This window comes from Enterobacter sp. EGD-HP1, from assembly GCF_000733275.2.
Lineage (GTDB): Bacteria > Pseudomonadota > Gammaproteobacteria > Enterobacterales > Enterobacteriaceae > Enterobacter.
Genome location: NZ_AVOP01000011.1, coordinates 1 through 21,078 on the forward strand (window position 1 = coordinate 1; position 21,078 = coordinate 21,078).

Genomic DNA, 21,078 nt, shown 5'->3' on the forward strand with positions numbered 1-21,078 from the left:
CTGGCGGGTTTTTTTATCACTTCTTCGCGGCCGCTTTTCGCCGCTTGTCCAAATCCTTAATCAGCCTGTTCACCCCGTCATCGGCAAACATCTTCTCAAGCGTTGTGGAGAGCTTGCGACGCCAGTTCTTGTACTGATAGCTGGTACCCGGGATGTTCACCGGTTCCGCCATATCAATCCAGTCTTCCGGCTGCAGGCCCAGCAGGGCGCTGTTGCTGTCGGCGATATAGCGCTGCAGGCCGCGATTGAGGGTAGCGGTCATCGACATCAATGACGCCTTATGTCCGGCACGTTTCGGCAGACAGCCCTGCTTGTGCAGCGCATCCAGCAGCCCCTGTTTCGAGAGCTCGCGATCCTGATACAGGCCGCGCAAAACCTCTTCATCAGGATACAGGCCCAGCGTTTTGCCGAGCGTCAGATCGCCGCTTTCCCAATAGCCACGAAGCGTAGGAAGGTCATGCGTCGTCGCGACTGCCATTGACTGTTCAGGGTACGCTTTCGGCGCGCGGAAGGTTTTCTCATGGTCGTTTTCAAAATAGAGCACTTTATAGGAGTAGACGCCGCTGTCGCGGAGCTTGCTGACAATTTCCACCGGCACGGTACCGAGATCTTCGCCGATCACCATGCACTGGTGACGCTTACTTTCCAGCGCCAGGATCGACAGCAGATCGTCAACCGGATACTGCACGTACGCCCCGTGATCCGCGGTTTCACCGTACGGGATCCACCACAGGCGCAGCACGGACATCACGTGGTCGATACGCAGTGCGCCGCAGTTCTGCATGTTCGCGCGCAGCAGGTCGATAAACGGCTCGTAGGCGCGCGCCGCCATGACGTGCGGATCCATCGGCGGCAAACCCCAGTTCTGCCCGAGCGGGCCAAGAATATCCGGTGGTGCACCCACGGAGGCTTTCAGACAGTAAAGTTCACGGTCACACCAGGTTTCCGCGCCGCCTTCTGCCACGCCCACGGCCAGGTCACGATACAGGCCGATCGGCATCTTATAGCCCTGGCTCACCTGCCAGCAGGCGGCAAACTGGCTGTACGCCAGCCACTGCAGCCACAGGTAGAAGTCCACCTCGTCGGCATGATTTTTACAGAACGCTTTGACTTCCGGCGTGTCGACGGACTGATACGCTTCCGGCCAGACCGGCCAGCCCCAGCGCATTTCATCCTCTTTCACCTGATACGCGTGCAGCGCATCAAACGCCGCCTGCCAGTACAGGCTCTCGCCCTCCTGCGTCACAAACTGGCGGAACGCGGCCATCTGCTCGTCGTCACGCTGTGAAAAGCCTTTCCACGCCAGACGCAGCGCGGCCATTTTCAGCGCCGTGACGGTGGAATAGTCCACCCAGTCTGCGTCGCGCGCCTGCTTGAGAGCCTGCTGCGTGGTACTGAGTTTCCACCACGCCTGCGCCTCTTTGCTGTTTTTGAAGTCATCTAACGCGTTAACGTCGATATAAATCACGTTCAGCCAGCGGCGGGACGACGGGCTATACGGGCTGGCGCTCTCCGGATTGGCCGGATAGAGCGCGTGGATCGGGTTGAGGCCGATGAACGCGCCGCCGCGCTCGCCCACGGATGCCAGCATCTTTTTCAGATCGCCAAAATCACCGATGCCCCAGTTGCTGTCGGAACGCAGCGTGTAGAGCTGCACGCAGGCGCCCCACAGCTTTTTGCCTTCGAGCAACGCCTGCGGCTCGTAGCAGCGTTTTGGCGCGACGATCACCCGGCAGTGGAAACGCCGATCGTCCTGGGTGAGCGTGAGGGTGTGATAGCCCTCCGGCAGCTTCGCCGGAAGGTTTAACGTTTTGCCGCCGGTGGCGTGGCCTTTGTGCTGATGCCCCTCTTCGGTGGTAAGCAGCCAGCTAAACTCGCCGCGCCCCTCCACCGCCAGCGGCATCTTTTTGCCAGCGGTGAATACCTTCACGTTCGGCACCGGCGCAACCGACGCTTTCGCGTCGGCTTTGTGCATGGCATCCAGCAAACGTCTTTTGGTATCGGCGCCAATAGACTGCGGTTTGCCGTGAGCATTAATGTAACTGAGGCTGATCCCCGCCGCCTGCGCGGCGCTGTCCAGACGTTTACTCTCCATCGCGCTTCCTTAGCGTTTTGCCTGCCAGATACGGGCCTGATAATCACGGATTGAACGGTCAGAGCTGAACATACCGCAGCGGGCGGTGTTCAGGATGCACGCGCGGGTCCACGCTTCCTGGTCACGATACAGCACGTCGACCTGCTTTTGCGCTTCGACATAGGCCGTGAAGTCCGCCATCACCAGATACGGGTCACCGCCGTGTTTGTCCATGCTGTGCAGCATCTGGTCAAACGCGTGCTTGTCGCCGTCGCTGTATTTACCGCTTTCCAGCTCCTTCAGCACCGCGTCGAGCACTTTGTCTTTCTTACGCCATTTCACCGGGTCGTAGCCTTTGGCCTTGATGGCTTTCACCTCTTCCACGGTATGGCCGAAGATAAAGATATTCTCTTCACCCACCTTCTCGGCGATTTCGACGTTTGCCCCGTCGAGCGTACCGACGGTCAGCGCGCCGTTCAGCGCCAGCTTCATGTTGCCGGTACCGGACGCTTCTTTCCCTGCGGTTGAGATCTGCTCGGAGATATCCGCCGCCGGGATCAGCATTTCAGCCGCCGAGACGCAGTAATCCGGCAGGAACACGACCTTCAGCTTGTCGCCCACTTTCGGATCGCTGTTGATCGCCGCCGCCACTTTATTGATGGCGAGGATAATGTTTTTCGCCAGGTAGTAGCCCGGCGCCGCTTTCGCACCGAACAGGAACACGCGCGGCACGCGGTCGGCCTGCGGGTTCTCGCGGATCTCTTTATACAGCGCCAGAATGTGCAGCAGGTTCAGGTGCTGACGTTTGTACTCGTGCAGGCGTTTGATCTGGATATCGAAAATAGCATTCGGGTTGATCTCAATCCCGGTACGCACTTTCACGAACTCCGCCAGGCGAACCTTGTTCTCCAGCTTGATCGCGCGGTACTGCTCGCGGAACTTCGCGTCGTCGGCGTATTTTTCCAGGTTGATGAGCTGGTCCAGATCGTTGGCCCACTCTTTCTTCAGGGTCTTGTCCAGCAGGCCGGCCAGCAGCGGATTGCACTGCTTGATCCAGCGACGCGGCGTGATGCCGTTGGTCACGTTGTGGAATTTGGTCGGCCACAGCTGGTGGTATTCCGGGAAGAGATCTTTGACCACCAGGTCCGAGTGCAGCGCCGCCACGCCGTTAACGGCAAAGCCGCTGACCACGCACATGTTCGCCATGCGCACCTGCTTATCGTGAACCACCGCCAGCTTCGCCCAGACCGCTTTGTTGCCCGGCCAGGTTTTATCCACGAGCTTTTTAAACTGGTCGTTAATCTTGTTGATGATCTGCATATGACGCGGCAGCAGCGTTTTCACCAGCTTCTCATCCCAGCACTCCAGCGCTTCCGGCATCAGGGTGTGGTTGGTGTAGGCAAAGGTACGGCTGGTGATGGCCCAGGCGTCGTCCCAGCTCAGCTGATGCTCGTCGATCAGCACGCGCAGCAGTTCCGGGATCGCAATCGTCGGGTGCGTGTCGTTGAGCTGAATCACTTCGAAGTCCGGCAGCTGCGCCAGCTTGCGGCCCGCCAGGTGATGGCGACGCAGAATGTCCGCCACGGAGCAGGCGCACTGGAAGTACTGCTGCATCAGGCGCAGCTTTTTACCCGCCAGGTGGTTGTCGTTCGGGTAGAGGACTTTGGTCAGCTTCTCGGCGTCGATACCCTGCTGCTCGGCGCGCAGGAAATCGCCGTCGTTAAATTTGGTCAGGTTAAACGGATGCGCGTGCTTCGCCTGCCACAGACGCAGCGGCTGCGCCACGCCGTTACGGTAGCCGAGCACCGGCAGATCCCAGGCTTCACCGGTAAGGGTGAACGCCGGTTCCCAGAGCCCCTGCTTTGTGACTTTCCCGCCAATGCTTACCTGCACGTCCAGCTGCGCATTGTGGCGGAACCACGGGTAGGTATTGCGATGCCAGTCGTCCGGCGCTTCCATCTGATGTCCATCGGCAAACGACTGACGGAACAGGCCGTACTGATAGTTCAGACCATAGCCGATCGCCGACTGGCCGACGGTCGCCATAGAGTCCAGGAAACAGGCCGCCAGACGTCCCAGGCCGCCGTTGCCGAGCGCCGGGTCAATCTCTTCTTCCAGCAGGTCGGTCAGGTTAATGTCGTGCTCTTTCAGCACGTCCCCTACCTCCTGATACCAGCCGAGGTTCAACAGGTTGTTGCCCGTCAGACGGCCAATCAGGAATTCCATTGAAATGTAGTTTACATGACGCTGGTTCTTCACCGGCTTTGCCAAAGGCTGAGCATCCAGCTGTTCTGCGAGCGCACCGCTCACTGCCTGCCACCACTGGTGAGGCGTCATTTCGTTTGCAGCATGAAGGCCAAAACGCTGCCACTGACGCGTCAGGGCAGCCTGGAATTGAGCTTTGTTGAAGGTAGGCTGTGACATAGGGGATCGGCATCCTTTAGAAAGAAAACACAAGTTGGCGCTAGTGTGCCTGGCTCATTTCCCCTCTTCCTCCTCCCGTGGGGGATTAGACAGGGAGGAGTAGCGGGGATGAGCAGAAAAGTGTGATCAAGGCCACTCTCAGAGCATAGTTCGAGTGTGCCCTGAAGATAAAAAAGTAACCATCGAGAATGTCAAAGAAATGAAATGTGGTTTCGGGTGAAATTAAAACCCGCTGAAATGATTACTTACGTAGAATAATATTTCTGCAATCGGGTAATAACTAAGGAGATTATTAATCTCCCTTAACTTTACCCAGACTTTATTAAATTTGACGTCACTATCCCTTTCTGAAACCAGTTTCAGCGCAGCCGCAGCACAGCCATACAAGCCAGCATTGACGCGGCGTCAACGCCCTTTTCACAAAGTTCCATCATCTGTCTGAATGTTTTGTGACAGAGTGCAAATTCAGAGCCACCAAATCCAGACATAACTTGCAATAGTTCTCTTTCTGGCCGACCTTATATCGTATTAATTACGAAGCGCAAAAAAAATAAAAACTCTCGTTCCCCACAGTGAAGTGAAACCTATGTTGATTCCGTCTAAATTAAGTCGCCCGGTTCGTCTTGACCATACAGTGGTCCGCGAGCGTCTGTTGGCTAAACTTTCCGGCGCGCATAATTTCCGACTGGCGCTGGTTACGAGCCCTGCAGGCTATGGAAAAACAACGCTCATTTCGCAATGGGCCGCGGGTAAAAGCGATCTCGGCTGGTACTCCCTCGACGAGGGCGATAACCAGCAAGAACGTTTTGCCAGCTATCTGATTGCCGCCATACAGCAAGCAACCCATGGACACTGCGTCGCCAGTGAGGTGATGGTGCAAAAGCGCCAGTACGCCAGCCTGTCCTCCCTTTTCTCGCAGCTGTTTATCGAACTGGCCGAATGGCATCGCCCGCTTTACGTGGTGATTGATGATTACCATCTCATCACTAACCCGGTGATTCATGAGTCGATGCGTTTCTTCCTGCGCCATCAGCCGGAAAACCTGACCTTAGTCGTGCTGTCACGCAACCTGCCGCAGCTGGGTATTGCCAACCTGCGCGTGCGCGATCAGCTTCTGGAAGTGGGCAGCCAGCAGCTGGCCTTTACCCACCAGGAAGCGAAACAGTTCTTTGACTGCCGCCTGACATCACCTATTGAGGCCGCCGAAAGCAGCCGTCTATGTGATGACGTTGCCGGCTGGGCCACGGCGCTGCAGCTCATCGCGCTCTCTGCCCGACAAAACAACAGTCCGGCGCATCAGTCTGCGCGGCGTCTGGCGGGCATCAACGCCAGCCACCTTTCTGACTACCTCGTGGATGAGGTGCTGAACAGCGTCGATCCCTCGACGCGTAATTTCCTGCTGAAAAGCTCCCTGCTGCGTTCCATGAACGATGCGCTCATCGTGCGCGTGACGGGCTGTGAAAACGGTCAGCTGCAGCTCGAAGAGATTGAACGTCAGGGCCTTTTCCTGACGCGCATGGACGATCCGGGCGAGTGGTTTAGCTATCACCCTCTGTTTGGTAGCTTCCTGCGCCAGCGCTGTCAGTGGGAACTGGCGGTTGAACTGCCGGAGATCCACCGCGCCGCTGCCGAAAGCTGGATGGCGCAAGGCTTCCCGAGCGAGGCCATCCACCACGCGCTGGCCGCCGGTGATGCCAGCATGCTGCGCGATATCCTCCTCAATCATGCGTGGGGCCTGTTTAACCACAGCGAGCTGACCCTGCTGGAAGAGTCTCTCAAAGCCCTGCCGTGGGAAAGCCTGCTCGAGAACCCGCGTCTGGTACTGCTGCAGGCCTGGCTGATGCAGAGCCAGCACCGCTACAGCGAAGTGAACACCCTGCTGGCGCGCGCCGAGCAGGAGATGGAAAGCGAAATGGATACCACCCTGCACGGCGAGTTCAACGCGCTGCGCGCTCAGGTGGCCATTAACGACGGCGACCCGGACGAAGCTGAACGGCTGGCGATGGTCGCGCTGGATGAACTGCCGCTGGCTAACTTCTACAGCCGCATCGTTGCGACCTCAGTACACGGCGAAGTGCTGCACTGTAAAGGCGATCTCACGCGTTCGCTTTCACTGATGCAGCAAACCGAACAGATGGCGCGTCGTCATGATGTCTGGCATTACGCGCTGTGGAGCCTGATCCAACAGAGCGAGATTTTATTCGCGCAGGGGTTCCTGCAGGCCGCCTGGGAAAATCAGGAAAAAGCGTTCCAGCTGATTCGTGAACAGCACCTGGAACAGCTGCCGATGCACGAGTTTCTGTTGCGTATTCGCGCCCAGCTGCTGTGGGCATGGTCGCGTCTGGATGAAGCGGAAAGCTGCGCCCGCCAGGGTGTGGATGTCCTTTCCAGCTTCCAGCCTCAGCAGCAGCTGCAGTGTCTGGCGCTGCTGGTGCAGTGCTCGCTGGCGCGCGGCGATCTCGATAACGCCCGCAACCATCTTAACCGCCTGGAGAACCTGCTCGGCAACGGTCAGTATCATAGCGACTGGGTCTCTAACGCCGATAAGGTCCGGGTGATTTACTGGCAGATGACCGGCGATAAAAAATCCGCCGCCAACTGGCTGCGTCAGACGCCAAAACCGGAATTTGCGAACAACCACTTCCTGCAGAGCCAGTGGCGCAACATTGCCCGCGCGCAGATCCTGCTCGGTGAAGTAGAGCCCGCAGAGATTGTGCTGGAGGAGCTGAACGAGAACGCGCGCAGCCTGCGTCTGATGAGCGACCTGAACCGCAACCTGCTGCTGCTGAACCAGCTCTACTGGCAGGCGGGTCGTAAAAACGATGCCCAGCGCGTGCTGCTGGAAGCGCTGCAGCTGGCTAACCGCACCGGGTTTATCAGCCACTTTGTGATTGAAGGTGAAGTGATGGCGCAGCAGCTGCGTCAGCTTATTCAGCTCAACACGCTGCCGGAGCTGGATCAGCATCGCGCCCAGCGTATTCTGCGTGAGATTAACCAGCACCATCGGCATAAGTTCGCACATTTTGATGAGAACTTCGTTGAACGTCTGCTTAACCACCCGGAAGTGCCGGAGCTTATCCGCACCAGCCCGCTGACCCAGCGTGAGTGGCAGGTTCTGGGGCTGATCTATTCAGGCTACAGCAACGAGCAGATTGCCGGCGAGCTGGCGGTGGCAGCAACCACCATCAAAACGCATATCCGCAATCTGTATCAGAAGCTGGGTGTGGCGCATCGCCAGGATGCGGTACAGCATGCGCAGCAGCTGTTGAAGATGATGGGATACGGAGTGTAATTCATTGCCCGGCGGCGCTACGCTTGCACGGGCCTACGGGTTTTGTAGGTCGGGTAAGCGCAGCGCCACCCGACACACTTCCTAGCACAATTCCAGCTGCAAATTATTATCCTTAATCACCTGCATCACGCCCGCCGGCGGCATCACGTCGGTATAAACCGCATCCACCATGCTGATGCTGCCCATGTTCACCATCGCGTTACGGCCAAACTTCGAATGGTCCACCACCAGCATCACGTGGCGTGAGTTTTCAATGATCGCGCGTTTGGTGCGCACCTCGTGATAATCAAACTCCAGCAGCGACCCGTCGCTGTCGATGCCGCTGATCCCGAGAATGCCGAAGTCGAGGCGGAACTGAGAGATAAAATCGAGGGTCGCTTCGCCGATAATCCCACCGTCGCGGCTGCGCAGTTCGCCGCCCGCGAGGATGATGCGGAAATCGTCTTTCTGCATCAGGGTATTGGCCACGTTCAGGTTGTTGGTGACCACGCGCAGGTTCTCGTGATCCAGCAGCGCATGGGCGACCGCTTCCGGCGTGGTGCCGATATCAATAAACAGCGTCGCCCCGTTCGGGATCTGGCTGGCGACCTTGCGGGCAATACGCTCTTTCTCTGCCGTCTGCGTGGCTTTACGATCGTGCCAGGAGGTATTGACTGAACTGGACGGCAGCGCCGCCCCACCGTGATGGCGAAGAATGCGGTTCTGGTCGGCCAGGTCGTTCAGGTCACGACGGATGGTTTGTGGGCTGACGGCAAACTGCTCCACCAGCTCTTCGGTGCTGACGTATCCCTGTTTTTTTACCAGTTCGATAATAGCGTCATGACGTTGTGTTTGTTTCATCAATTATCCCTGAGAATTATGTTCGTTTTCGCGCATGGAGCGTGTCGGCAAACGCCATCGCCAGCCCCACGGCCAGCCCGGCGACGTGTGCACCGTTGGCGATAGACATACCAAACAGATCAAACCATCCGGCAATTAGCCATATTAACGCAAAGGTTATTAATCCGCGTTGCAGATAGATGCCGCTTTCCGGATCGCGCTCCCCGCGAAGCCAGACATAGCCCATCAGGGCATACACGACGCCCGACAGCCCGCCGAACCACGGTCCGCTAAACTTGTGCTGAACATAACCGCTCAGCAGGGCGCTGATCAGGGTGATAACGATCAGCTTGCCGCTGCCCAGACGCTTTTCAACGGCACCGCCGAGATACCACCACCAGAGCAGGTTAAAGAGGATATGCATCACCGAGAAGTGCATCAGCGCGTGGCTAAAGTAGCGCCAGACGTCAAACTCAAGAGACGGGTCATAGGGCCAGGCCAGGGCAATCATCACGCTCTGGTCGCCCACCACGTTCATAATAATGAAGACGATAATGCAGGCCGCCATCAGCAGCAGCGTAAACGGGCCCGCGCGTTCGCGGATGGTGGCAAGGAAGGGAAAACGGCTGTAATGCAATCCGCTGTCGGTCTGCCCGGACTGCCAGCTGGCCGCCAGATAGCGCGGGTCGCCGGGATTCTCAAGAAAACGCGCCAGCTCTTCGTTTACGCGCGCTGCCTGGCTCTCGTCGGCCAGCCAGACGTCGGTCTGGTTATGTTGCTGAATGGTCAGAATAACGCCCTGCGTCGCCATATAGTCGACAAACGCCTGGGCGACGCGCGGGTTGGTAAAAGAGGTGATCATCAACATGGGCAGCGGTCGCTTATTTCCACACAAAAGGGGACAGTATAGCGGGATCAGCGCTCAAAAGCGTATTCCACTTCTGCCGGGAAATGACGATGCCAGGCATCAAAGCCGCCGTCGACGCTGTACACCGCGTCGTAGCCCTGCTGAAGCAGATACTGCGCCGCGCCTTTGCTGCTGTTGCCGTGGTAGCACATGACCATGACCGGCGTCTCGAAGTCGTTATCGCGCATAAACGCGCCCAGCGTGTCGTTGGTGAGATGGAACGCGCCCGGCGTATGGCCCATCGCAAAACTCTGCGGATCGCGGATGTCCACCAGCACCGCTTTTCCCTGGTGCATCTTCTGGTGGGCTTCTTCTACGTTAATACATTCAAACTGATCCATGGTGTTCTCTTTACTGTGGTCAACGACAAGATTTTACCCCGTAGTGTACGTCCTGGCGGCGGGTAAACGCCATTATGTTATCCATATCACTCTAAATTGTTTTTTTGATGTTACCAAAAGCGCGTTCCTTTGCTATTATGAGCGATATCGAACATTTCTGAGCTTTAACGAAAGTGCATGAGGGTGTTATGGAAACCAAAGATCTGATTGTGATAGGCGGTGGCATCAACGGTGCCGGTATTGCGGTTGATGCCGCAGGACGCGGTTTATCCGTACTGATGCTGGAAGCTAACGATCTCGCCTGCGCGACGTCGTCCGCCAGCTCCAAACTGATTCACGGTGGCCTGCGCTACCTGGAACACTACGAATTCCGCCTGGTCAGCGAAGCGCTGGCCGAACGCGAAGTGCTGCTGAAAATGGCCCCGCATCTGGCGATTCCGATGCGCTTCCGCCTGCCCCATCGCCCGCATCTGCGTCCGGCGTGGATGATCCGAATTGGTCTGTTTATGTACGATCATCTGGGTAAACGCACCAGCCTGCCGGGTTCGAAAGGTTTGCGTTTTGGCTCAGAATCGGTCCTTAAGCCTGAAATCGTGCGCGGTTTCGAATATTCCGACTGCTGGGTGGACGATGCGCGTCTGGTGCTGGCGAATGCCCAGATGGTCGAGAAGAAAGGCGGCGAGGTGAAAACCCGTACCCGCGCGACCGCTGCGCGCCGTGAAAACGGCCTGTGGATTGTGGAAGCGGAAGACATCGATACCGGCGAGAAATTCAGCTGGAAAGCGCGCGGCCTGGTGAACGCTACCGGCCCATGGGTGAAGCAGTTCTTCGATGACGGCATGCATCTGCCTTCCCCGTACGGTATTCGCCTGATCAAGGGCAGCCACATTGTGGTGCCGCGCGTGCATTCGCAGAAGCAGGCCTACATTCTGCAAAACGAAGATAAACGCATCGTGTTTGTGATCCCGTGGATGGACGAATTCTCGATCATCGGTACTACCGACGTGGAGTACAAAGGCGATCCGAAGAACGTCGAGATCGACGAGAGCGAAGTGAACTATCTGCTCAAAGTGTATAACGCGCACTTTAAGAAACAGCTGTCACGCGATGACGTGGTCTGGACCTACTCCGGCGTGCGTCCGCTGTGCGATGACGAGTCTGACTCGCCGCAGGCGATTACCCGCGACTATACGCTCGATATTCACGACGTTGACGGTCAGGCGCCGCTGCTTTCCGTGTTTGGCGGCAAGCTGACCACCTACCGCAAGCTGGCAGAGCACGCGCTGGAAAAACTGGCGCCGTACTACAAAGGCATTGGCCCGGCATGGACCAAAGGCGCGGTACTGCCCGGCGGTGATATCGGCGACAACCGCGATGATTACGCCGCGAAGCTGCGCCGTCGCTTCCCGTTCATCACCGAAGGAATGGCGCGCCACTATGCCCGCACCTACGGCAGCAATACCGAGCTGTTCCTGGCCGATGCGAAGGACATTGCGGATCTGGGCGAGCATTTTGGCCACGAGCTGTACGAAGCCGAGCTGCGCTATCTGGTTGAGCACGAGTGGGTTCGTCGTCTGGATGATGCTATCTGGCGTCGTACCAAAGAAGGGATGTGGCTCAACGCCGAGCAGCAATCTCGCGTGGCGCAGTGGTTGCTGCAAAATGCGGGAAAGCGTGAATTGTCACTCGCGTCGTAATTAGAAAAAAAGCCCGGTGGCGCTGCGCTTACCGGGCCTACGGGATCGAGTAGGCCGGGTAAGGCGAAGCCGCCACCCGGCTTTGTTTTTACAACCTCACCGGATCAATATGCCAGATCGTCTCGGCATATTCCTTGATGGTCCTGTCGGACGAGAAATAGCCCATATTGGCGATGTTATACATCGCGGCGCTGGTCCACTTCTCCTGCTGACGATAAAGTTCGTCCACCTTATCCTGACAGTCCACGTAGCTGCGATAATCCGCCAGCACCTGGTAGTGATCGCCAAAGTTAATCAGCGAATCCACCAGGTCGCGATAGCGGCTCGGCTCATCAGGGCTAAACACGCCGGTCGCGATCTGCGTCAGCACCTGGCGTAGCTCTTCATCCTCTTCGTAATATTGACGTGGCGAGTAGCCTTTCCTGCGCAGCGCCTCCACCTCTTCCGTCGTATTACCGAAGATAAAGATATTTTCTTCGCCCACGTGCTCCAGCATCTCGACATTCGCCCCGTCCAGCGTACCAATGGTCAGCGCGCCGTTAAGGGCAAACTTCATGTTACTGGTGCCGGATGCTTCCGTGCCCGCCGTGGAAATCTGCTCAGAGAGATCCGCCGCCGGGATGATCAGCTGCGCCAGGCTGACGCTGTAGTTCGGAATGAACACCACCTTCAGCTTGTCGCCAATCTCCGGATCCTGGTTAACCACCTTCGCCACATCGTTGATGAGATGAATGATGTGCTTCGCCATGTAGTAGGCGGAAGCCGCCTTACCGGCGAAAATCTTCACGCGCGGCACCCATTCGGCCGTTGGATCGGCCTTGATGCGGTTGTAATGGGTGATCACGTGCAGCACGTTCATCAGCTGACGCTTGTATTCGTGGATGCGTTTGATCTGCACGTCGAACAGCGCTTTCGGGTTTGCCACCACGTTGAGGTGCATCGCCAGCCAGACCGCCAGACGCTTTTTGTTCAGCAGCTTGGCTTCGCGCACGGCTTTGTTCACCGTCGGGAAATCAATATGCTGTTCCAGCTCGCTCAGCTGGCTCAAATCGGTCCGCCAGGTACGGCCGATATTCTCGTCCAGCACCTCAGAGAGCGGCTGGTTGGCCAGCGCCAGCCAGCGGCGCGGCGTGACGCCGTTGGTCACGTTGCAGAACCGCGTCGGGAAGATCTTCGCGAAGTCCGCAAACAGCGACTGCACCATCAGGTTCGAGTGGAGCTCGGACACGCCGTTGACCTTGTGGCTGATGACCACCGCCAGCCAGGCCATGCGCACGCGGCGACCGTTCGATTCATCAATGATGGACGCGCGGCTCAGCAGCCCGGTATCGTTCGGGTACTGCTCCTGCAGCGTCTTAAGGAAGTAGTCGTTAATCTCAAAGATAATCTGCAGATGGCGCGGCAGGATTTTGCCGAGCATGTCCACCGGCCACGTTTCCAGCGCTTCGCTCATCAGCGTGTGGTTGGTGTAGGAGAACACCTGACAGGTCACTTCAAACGCATCATCCCAGCTGAACTTATGCTCGTCGATCAGCAGGCGCATCAGCTCCGGAATGGAAAGCACCGGGTGGGTGTCGTTAAGGTGAATCGCGGTTTTCTCCGCCAGGTTGGCGTAGGTTTTGTGCAGCTGATGGTGGCGGCTGAGGATATCCTGAATCGTCGAGGAGACGAGGAAATACTCCTGACGCAGGCGCAGCTCGCGGCCGGAGTAGGTCGAGTCATCCGGGTAGAGCACGCGGGACACGTTCTCGGAGTGGTTTTTATCTTCCACCGCCGCAAAGTAGTCACCCTGGTTGAATTTACCGAGGTTGATTTCGCTACTGGCCTGGGCACTCCACAGGCGCAGCGTGTTGGTAGCATCGGTGTCATAGCCGGGGATAATCTGGTCGTAGGCCACGGCCAGGATCTCTTCCGTTTCTACCCAGCGGGATTTTTTGCCTTCCTGCTGGATACGCCCGCCAAAGCGCACCTTGTAGCGCGTATTGTGGCGCTTGAACTCCCACGGGTTGCCGTACTCCAGCCAGTAGTCCGGCGACTCTTTCTGGCGCCCGTCGACGATGTTCTGTTTGAACATACCGTAGTCGTAGCGAATACCGTAGCCGCGGCCCGGCAGCGCCAGCGTTGCCAGCGAGTCGAGGAAGCAGGCGGCGAGACGCCCCAGACCGCCGTTGCCGAGGCCCGGGTCGTTCTCTTCATCGATCAGTTCTTCTAAATCTAACCCCATCTCTTCCAGTGCGGTTTTGACGTCGTCATAAATACCGAGCGACAGCAGCGCGTTGGACAGCGTGCGGCCAATCAAAAATTCCATCGACAGGTAGTAAACCTGACGCGTTTCCTGCGAGAGCTGGGCGCGGTTTGAGCGCAGCCAGCGTTCCACTAAACGGTCACGCACCGCAAACAGGGTGGCGTTCAGCCACTCGTGCTTGTTGGCGATAACCGGATCTTTCCCGATGGTGAACATCAGCTTGTAGGCGATGGAGTGCTTTAACGCCTCAACGCTGAGCGTGGGTGAAGAGTAGCTAAATGGAGCGTTCATATCAGTAACTTCGCCTCGTTACATCAAGCGTTGATAGAGATCGCGGTATGACTGCGCCGCGACATGCCAGCTAAAGTCCATGGACATCGCCTGACGCTGAACGTAACGCCAGAGCGATGGACGGGACCACAAGACGAAAGCACGCCGAATCGCCCGAAGCAGCGACCAGGCATTACTGTCCTCAAAGACAAACCCGCTGGCGATACCGTCCGCCAGGTTTTCCAGAGAGCTATCGGATACGGTGTCCGCCAGTCCGCCCGTGCGGCGTACCAGCGGCAGCGTGCCGTATTTCAGGCCATAAAGCTGCGTCAGGCCGCAGGGTTCGAAACGGCTTGGCACCAGGATGACGTCCGCGCCGCCCATGATGCGGTGCGAGAACGCTTCGTGGTAGCCAATCTGCACGCCCACCTGCCCCGGATGTTCCGCCGCGGCGGCAAGGAAACCTTCCTGCAGCACCGGGTCGCCCGCGCCGAGCAGCGCCAGCTGCCCGCCCTGCTCCAGTAAACCGGGCAGCGCCTCCAGCACCAGATCCAGCCCTTTCTGGCTGGTCAGGCGGCTGACCACCGCGAACAGCGGCACCTTGTCGTTAACCTTCAGGCCCATCGCAATCTGCAGCTGACGTTTGTTCTCCGCTTTGTCCTCCACGGAATCACGACCATAGCGCGCCGCCAGCAGGAGATCGGTTTCCGGGCTCCAGATCTGTTCATCCACGCCGTTCAGAATGCCCGACAGGCGGCCTTCGCGGTGGCGCTGCTGCAGCAACCCTTCCATACCGTAGCCAAACTCCGGCTGGGTGATCTCACGGGCGTAGGTTGGGCTCACCGCCGTGATGTGATCGGCATAGTACAGCCCGGCTTTCAGGAACGAGATCTGCCCGTTAAACTCCAGCCCGTGCATGTTATAGAACGATAATGGCAGATCGATTTCACTCATGTGATGGGCATAGTACATCCCCTGATACGCCAGGTTATGCACGGTAAAGACCGATTTGGCCGGATGGCCGCGCGCCGCGAGATACGCCGGGGCGAGCCCGGCGTGCCAGTCGTGCGCGTGCACCACATCCGGGCGCCAGAACGGATCCAGCCCCGTCGCCATTTCTGCGCCGACCCAGCCGAGCAGCGCAAAGCGCAGCACGTTGTCGGTATAGGCGAACAGGTTCGTATCGTGATACGGGCTGCCCGGTCGGTCGTACAGGTGAGGCGCGTCGATCAGGTAAATCCCTACGCCATTGTAATGTCCAAACAGCAGGGTGATGCGTCCGGCAAACGTTTCACGGCGGGTCACCACTTTTGCATCGGGAATACCACGCCGGATATCCGGAAAGGCGGGCAGCAGGACTCGGGTATCCACGCCTCCGGCGATTTGCGCTGCCGGTAATGCACCCAGAACATCTGCCAGACCGCCCGTTTTTAACAACGGGAACATCTCAGAACATACGTGTAAAACCTGCATCATCGCTCCTGTTTGATCTGCAGCTTCCGCAACATTTCCCGTGTGACTAACACGATCCCCTCTTCCGAACGATAGAAACGACGCGCGTCTTCTTCGGCGTTTTCACCAATCACCATCCCTTCGGGAATGACGCAGGCACGATCGATCACGCAGCGACGCAGACGGCACGAGCGACCTACCCAGACATCAGGCAGTAAGACTGCCGAATCGATATTACAGAATGAATTTATCCGCACGCGCGGGAACAGCACCGACTGCACCACCACCGAACCGGAGATAATGCACCCGCCGGACACCAGCGAGTTCAGCGTCATGCCGTGGCTGCCGGAGCGATCCTGAACAAATTTGGCCGGCGGCAGCGATTCCATATGGGTACGAATCGGCCAGTTCTGGTCGTACATGTCCAGCTCAGGCGTAACCGACGCCAGGTCGAGGTTCGCTTTCCAGTACGCTTCCAGGGTTCCCACATCGCGCCAGTAGGGTTCCGCATTCGGGTCGGACTGCACGCAGGACAGCGGGAAAGGATGTGCATACGCCATGCCAGCTTTCGTGATTTTCGGAATGATGTCTTTCCCGAAGTCGTGGCTGGAGTTTTCGTCTTTGTCGTCCTCTTCCAGCAGTTCATAAAGATAATCTGCATCAAAGACATAAATCCCCATGCTTGCGAGCGATTTGGTGTCATCGCCCGGCATGGTTGGCGGGTTCGCCGGTTTTTCAACAAAGTCGATAATTTTGTCGTCGGCATCCACGTGCATCACGCCAAACGCCGTCGCTTCAGCAACGGGCACAGGCAGACACGCCACGGTGCAGCGCGCCCCTTTTTCGACATGGTCGATGAGCATGTGGGAGTAATCTTGCTTGTAGATGTGGTCCCCGGCGAGGATCACGATGTATTCCGCGCTGTAGCGACGAATGATATCGAGGTTCTGCGTCACCGCATCCGCCGTCCCGCGGTACCAGTTCTCGCCGTGAACGCGTTGCTGAGCGGGCAGGAGATCGACAAACTCGTTCATCTCTTCGCTGAAGAATGACCAGCCGCGCTGGATATGCTGAACCAGCGTGTGCGACTGATACTGCGTGATGACGCCAATACGGCGAATGCCCGAGTTCAGGCAGTTGGAGAGCGCAAAGTCGATGATACGGAACTTACCACCAAAGTGAACAGCCGGTTTGGCGCGCTTGATGGTCAAATCTTTCAGACGGGTACCACGCCCACCCGCAAGTATCAGGGCAACCGTTTTTAATGGTAGCTGGCGTGCCAACATTAAGGGATCGTTCTTCTCTAATCTAACCATGACTAACTCCTTTTTTATCATCTTTGGAATACGCACACTCCGTGCGCAGGCCCGTGCCAGACAGCCATTACTACCGGATTATCCGCTCCGGCAAAGGGGGGAACAGCTCGCCATTCCCCTTCAGGTAAAACAATCTCTGCGACGTCATCCGTCGCGTTCAGCGTAACCAGCCATTTATCCGAGAGCAGGATTTGCAGGCGTGGTACGCCGTGTTGCCACTCTTGCGCGCTTAACGGTTGCGCGTCTTTATTCAGCCAGCGAACGTTGCCGTCACCCTCTTCCCACCAGCTGTTGGCGGTCAGCGCGGGGATCTGCTGGCGAAGATGGATCAGCGCAGCGGTAAAATGAATCAGCCCACTGTTGGCTTCACCCCAGTCGAGCCAGGTTAAGGTGTTATCCTGGCAATACGCATTGTTGTTACCGTGCTGGCTATGGCCGTGCTCGTCGCCCGCCAGCAGCATCGGCGTGCCCTGCGACAGTAAAAGCGTTGTCAGCAGCGCATGCACGCTGGCGCGTCGCCGCTCGATAACGTCAAGGCTTCCGCCTAACCCTTCTATACCATGATTAAAGCTATGGTTATTGTTAGTGCCATCGCGATTCTCTTCGCCGTTTGCCTCATTGTGTTTCTGATTGAAACAAACGCAGTCCCTGAGCGTAAAACCGTCATGCGCCGTCAACAGATTAACAGTGGCCGACGGGCGTTTGCCGTCGCGCTTAAAGAGATCGCTGGATGCGGCAAAGCGCCCGGCAAATTCCCCCAGCGACAGATTCCGCTCCAGCCAGAAGCGTCGCGCGGCGTCGCGGTAGTGGTCGTTCCACTCGACAAACAGCGGCGGGAAATTCCCGACCTGATAACCGCCGTCACCGATGTCCCACGGCTCCGCGATGAGCTTCACCTGCGAGAGCACCGGACAGTTTTTTATCGCCTCAAACAATGGCGCCTGCTGGCTAAACGCCGGCGTGCGCCCCATGACGGGCGCCAGGTCGAAACGAAAACCGTCGACGTGGAACGTTTCTACCCAGTATTTCAGGCACTCATAAGCAAAATGCGTGACCGCCGGATGGCTGAGGTTGAGCGTGTTACCGCAGCCGGTCCAGTTCTCATAATCGCCATCCTGCCTGATCCAATAATAGCTACGGTTATCAATTCCGCGCATGGAGAGCGTCGGACCGTCGAGATCGCTTTCTGCGCTGTGGTTCAGCACGACGTCCAGAATGACCTCAATGCCCGCCGCGTGGAGCGCCTTCACCGCATCGCGGAACTCGTCCCGCGCCTTTTCCGGATGGGCGGCATAGCGCGGCTCGAGCGCGAACATCGCCAGCGGGTTATAGCCCCAGTAGTTGCTCAGCCCCAGCCGCTGCAGACGCGGCTCGCTGGCAAAATGGGCAACGGGCAACAGTTCCAGGGCGGTGATGCCGAGGTGTTTCAGGTAGGCGATCATGGTGGGATGCCCGAGCGCCTTATAGGTGCCGCGCATCTCTTTGGGGATCGACGGGTGCAGGTACGTCAGCCCTTTGACGTGGGCTTCATAAATGACGGTATTGCCCCACGGCGTCTGCGGCGGGGCATCGTCTTCCCAGTCATAAAGATCGTTCACCACCACGCTTTTTGGCGCGACGGGCGCACTGTCGCGGTGGTCGGGCTCGCCGTAGCCCACGTGGAAGAGCGGGTCGTCTTTAAACTCGCCGTCCACGCGGTGCGCGCACGGGTCAATCAACAGCTTCGCCGGGTTAAACCAGTGCCCCTGCGCCGGATCCCACGGACCGTGTACGCGAAAGCCATAGTGCATGCCTGGCCGTCCTCCGGCCAGGTAGCCGTGCCAGGTATCCCCCGTGCGCTCGGGTAAATCGTAACGGTGCTCGTTACCTTCCCCATCAAACACGCACAGTTCTACCCGCTCAGCGTGAGCGGAAAAGAGGGTGAAATTGACACCCTTTCCGTCAAAACGCGCGCCGAGCGGTTCGGGTTCACCTGCCGTAAGCTGCGTCATTCGCCCTCCCGCATCAGCCAGATGGTGCCAAGCGGCGGCAGCGTCAGGCTCAGGGAGTTGGGTCGCCCGTGGCTTTCGATGGCATCGCTCTGTACCAGCCCGCCGTTACCGGCGTTGCTGCCGTGGTAGTGCATCGAGTCGGTATTCAGAATTTCGCGCCATTTGCCCGGCTGGTTAATGCCGAAGCGGTAGTGTTCGCGCGGCACCGGCGTGAAGTTGCTGGCGACGATGATCTCGTTACCCGCCTTGTCGCGGCGCACAAAGACAAACACCGAGCGCTCGTGGTCGTCCACCACCAGCCACTCAAAGCCGTACGGATCGAAGTCGAGCTCGTGCAGCGCTTTGTGGTGGCGGTAGGTCAGGTTCAGGTCGCGCACCAGACGCTGCACCCCGTGGTGCCAGTTGTCACCGCCTTCCAGCAGATGCCAGTCGAGGCTGGCGTCGTGGTTCCACTCGCGTCCCTGGGCGAACTCATTGCCCATAAACAGCAGTTTTTTGCCCGGGAAGGCAAACATCCAGCCGTAGTAGGCGCGCAGGTTGGCGAACTTCTGCCACGCGTCGCCCGGCATGCGGTCGAGAATGGATTTTTTGCCGTGCACCACTTCATCGTGGGACAGCGGCAGCATGAAGTTTTCGGTGTAATTGTAGAGCATCCCGAACGTCAGCTTATCGTGATGGTACTTGCGGTGAACCGGATCCAGCTTCATGTAATCGAGCGTGTCGTGCATCCAGCCCAGATTCCACTTATACCAGAACCCCAGGCCGCCTAATGACGGCGGACGGGAGACGCCCGCAAAGTCGGTCGACTCTTCCGCCATGGTCACGGCACCGTCCACCTGCTCGCCGATAATGCGGTTGGTATTGCGCAGGAACTCAATCGCTTCCAGGTTTTCACGGCCGCCAAACTCGTTCGGGATCCACTCGCCCTCTTTACGGCTGTAGTCGCGGTAGATCATCGACGCCACCGCATCGACGCGCAGGGCATCAATACCAAACCGCTCGATCCAGTACAGGGCATTCCCGACCAGGTAGTTTGAGACCTCACGGCGACCATAGTTGTAGATCAGCGTGTTCCAGTCCTGGTGATAGCCTTCGCGCGGGTCGCTGTGCTCGTACAGCTTCGTGCCGTCAAACTCTGCCAGCGCAAAATCATCCGACGGGAAATGGCCCGGCACCCAGTCGAGGATGACGTTCAGCCCGGCGGCGTGCGCGGCATCAATGAAATAGCGGAAGTCATCGCGCGTGCCGAAGCGGCGCGTTGGCGCATACAGCCCGGTGGGCTGATAGCCCCAGCTGCCGTCAAACGGATGCTCGTTGACCGGCAGCAGCTCAAGGTGAGTAAAGCCCATCCATTTGGCATACGGCACCAGCTGGTCGGCAAGCTCCCGGTAGCTCAGCCAGAAGTTGTTATCGGTGTGGCGACGCCAGGAGCCAAGGTGTACCTCATAGACGGAGATCGGCGCATCAAAGCGGTTGGCCCGTTTGCGCTCCTCCGTCTGAACGACCTTCTCAGGCAGGCCGCAAATCAGCGACGCGGTATCCGGGCGCATCTGCGCTTCGAAGGCGTACGGGTCGGCTTTAATGCGCAGCTTGCCGTTGGCGTCGATCATCTCGAATTTATAAAGCTGCCCGGGATGTGCGCCGGGGATAAACAGCTCCCAGATGCCGGTTTCCCGGCGCAGGCGCATCGGATGGCGGCGACCGTCCCAGTAGTTGAACTGACCGACAACGGAGACGCGCTGGGCGTTAGGCGCCCACACGGCGAACCGCGTGCCGGTAATGCCGTCCATGGTATCGGCATGGGCACCCAGCGTTTCATAAGGGCGAAGATGCGTTCCTTCGGAGAGCAGCCAGGCATCCATCTCTTTAAGCAGAGGGCCAAAGCTGTAAGGATCGTCAATCAGGTTTTGCTGACCGTGCCAGAGGACGGCGAGCTGATAGCGAAAAGGGTTTTTACGGCGGGGCATTACGCCCGAGAAGAAGCCACGGGAATCGAGGCATTCAAGATTACCGACCTTGCGGCCAGTTTTGGGTTCAATCACCCAGACCTCTGTGGCATCCGGTAACAGTGCCCGAACTTCAAGGCCATCCTCAGTTTGATGCATCCCAAGCACAGAAAAGGGGTCAGCAAAATGACCCGCAATAAGCGCATTAATCACGTCTCTATCCACACGATCGGACATGGTATTCATCCTGTTTTTTATGTCGTCCTTTTTAAGCGCTCCGGGACGACTTTTAATGTGACCTGAA

At 58.0% G+C, this 21,078-nt stretch carries 12 protein-coding genes; 2 read left to right on the forward strand and 10 right to left on the reverse strand.

Annotated features, from left to right (window positions below):
* Nucleotides 1-16: 16 nt before the first annotated feature.
* Nucleotides 17-2,095, reverse strand: coding sequence for a 4-alpha-glucanotransferase (malQ, locus tag N037_RS08725; RefSeq protein WP_032640350.1), 2,079 nt, complete (start codon nt 2,093-2,095; stop codon nt 17-19).
* Nucleotides 2,096-2,104: 9 nt separating this feature from the next.
* Nucleotides 2,105-4,498, reverse strand: coding sequence for a maltodextrin phosphorylase (malP, locus tag N037_RS08730; RefSeq protein ID WP_032640352.1), 2,394 nt, complete (start codon nt 4,496-4,498; stop codon nt 2,105-2,107).
* Nucleotides 4,499-5,084: 586 nt separating this feature from the next.
* Between malP and malT the strand changes: the two genes are divergently transcribed.
* On the forward strand, nt 5,085-7,790 hold the full coding sequence (gene malT, locus N037_RS08735) for an HTH-type transcriptional regulator MalT (RefSeq protein WP_032640354.1): 2,706 nt from the start codon (nt 5,085-5,087) through the stop codon (nt 7,788-7,790).
* Between the two features lie 81 nt (nt 7,791-7,871).
* On the opposite strand, the gene N037_RS08740 is transcribed toward malT, so the two are convergent.
* Genes N037_RS08740 through glpE form a run of 3 tightly spaced genes read right to left on the reverse strand, consistent with a single transcriptional unit; the run spans nt 7,872 to nt 9,857 of the window.
* The gene (locus N037_RS08740; RefSeq protein WP_008503060.1) at nt 7,872-8,630 is read right to left on the reverse strand and encodes a DeoR/GlpR family transcriptional regulator; all 759 of its coding nucleotides are present in this window, start codon (nt 8,628-8,630) and stop codon (nt 7,872-7,874) included.
* 16 nt (nt 8,631-8,646) lie between these two features.
* Nucleotides 8,647-9,477, reverse strand: a complete 831-nt coding sequence (gene glpG / locus N037_RS08745) for a rhomboid family intramembrane serine protease GlpG (RefSeq protein WP_023309506.1) — start codon at nt 9,475-9,477, stop codon at nt 8,647-8,649.
* Nucleotides 9,478-9,524: 47 nt separating this feature from the next.
* The gene (gene glpE / locus N037_RS08750) at nt 9,525-9,857 is read right to left on the reverse strand and encodes a thiosulfate sulfurtransferase GlpE (protein WP_006177908.1); all 333 of its coding nucleotides are present in this window, start codon (nt 9,855-9,857) and stop codon (nt 9,525-9,527) included.
* 188 nt (nt 9,858-10,045) lie between these two features.
* Here glpE and glpD point away from each other — a divergent pair, with 188 nt between their 5' ends.
* A complete protein-coding gene (glpD, locus tag N037_RS08755; RefSeq protein WP_032640357.1) occupies nt 10,046-11,554 on the forward strand; it encodes a glycerol-3-phosphate dehydrogenase in 1,509 nt (502 codons plus the stop codon).
* Between the two features lie 88 nt (nt 11,555-11,642).
* Here glpD and glgP read toward each other — a convergent pair whose 3' ends face one another.
* From glgP to glgB, 5 genes are read right to left on the reverse strand one after another with little or no spacing between them, the layout of a single operon-like run.
* Nucleotides 11,643-14,090, reverse strand: coding sequence for a glycogen phosphorylase (gene glgP / locus N037_RS08760; RefSeq protein WP_023333723.1), 2,448 nt, complete (start codon nt 14,088-14,090; stop codon nt 11,643-11,645).
* Nucleotides 14,091-14,108: 18 nt separating this feature from the next.
* Nucleotides 14,109-15,542, reverse strand: coding sequence for a glycogen synthase GlgA (glgA, locus tag N037_RS08765; RefSeq protein ID WP_023309509.1), 1,434 nt, complete (start codon nt 15,540-15,542; stop codon nt 14,109-14,111).
* Nucleotides 15,542-16,837, reverse strand: a complete 1,296-nt coding sequence (glgC, locus tag N037_RS08770) for a glucose-1-phosphate adenylyltransferase (RefSeq protein ID WP_023333724.1) — start codon at nt 16,835-16,837, stop codon at nt 15,542-15,544. The genes glgA and glgC overlap by 1 nt, the downstream gene beginning before the upstream one ends.
* 17 nt (nt 16,838-16,854) lie before the next feature.
* Nucleotides 16,855-18,828, reverse strand: a complete 1,974-nt coding sequence (gene glgX / locus N037_RS08775) for a glycogen debranching protein GlgX (protein WP_032640359.1) — start codon at nt 18,826-18,828, stop codon at nt 16,855-16,857.
* Nucleotides 18,825-21,011 carry a 1,4-alpha-glucan branching enzyme gene (glgB, locus tag N037_RS08780; protein ID WP_032640414.1) on the reverse strand — a complete coding sequence of 729 codons (2,187 nt, stop codon included), beginning with the start codon at nt 21,009-21,011 and terminating at the stop codon, nt 18,825-18,827. The genes glgX and glgB overlap by 4 nt, the downstream gene beginning before the upstream one ends.
* Nucleotides 21,012-21,078 lie beyond the last annotated feature (67 nt).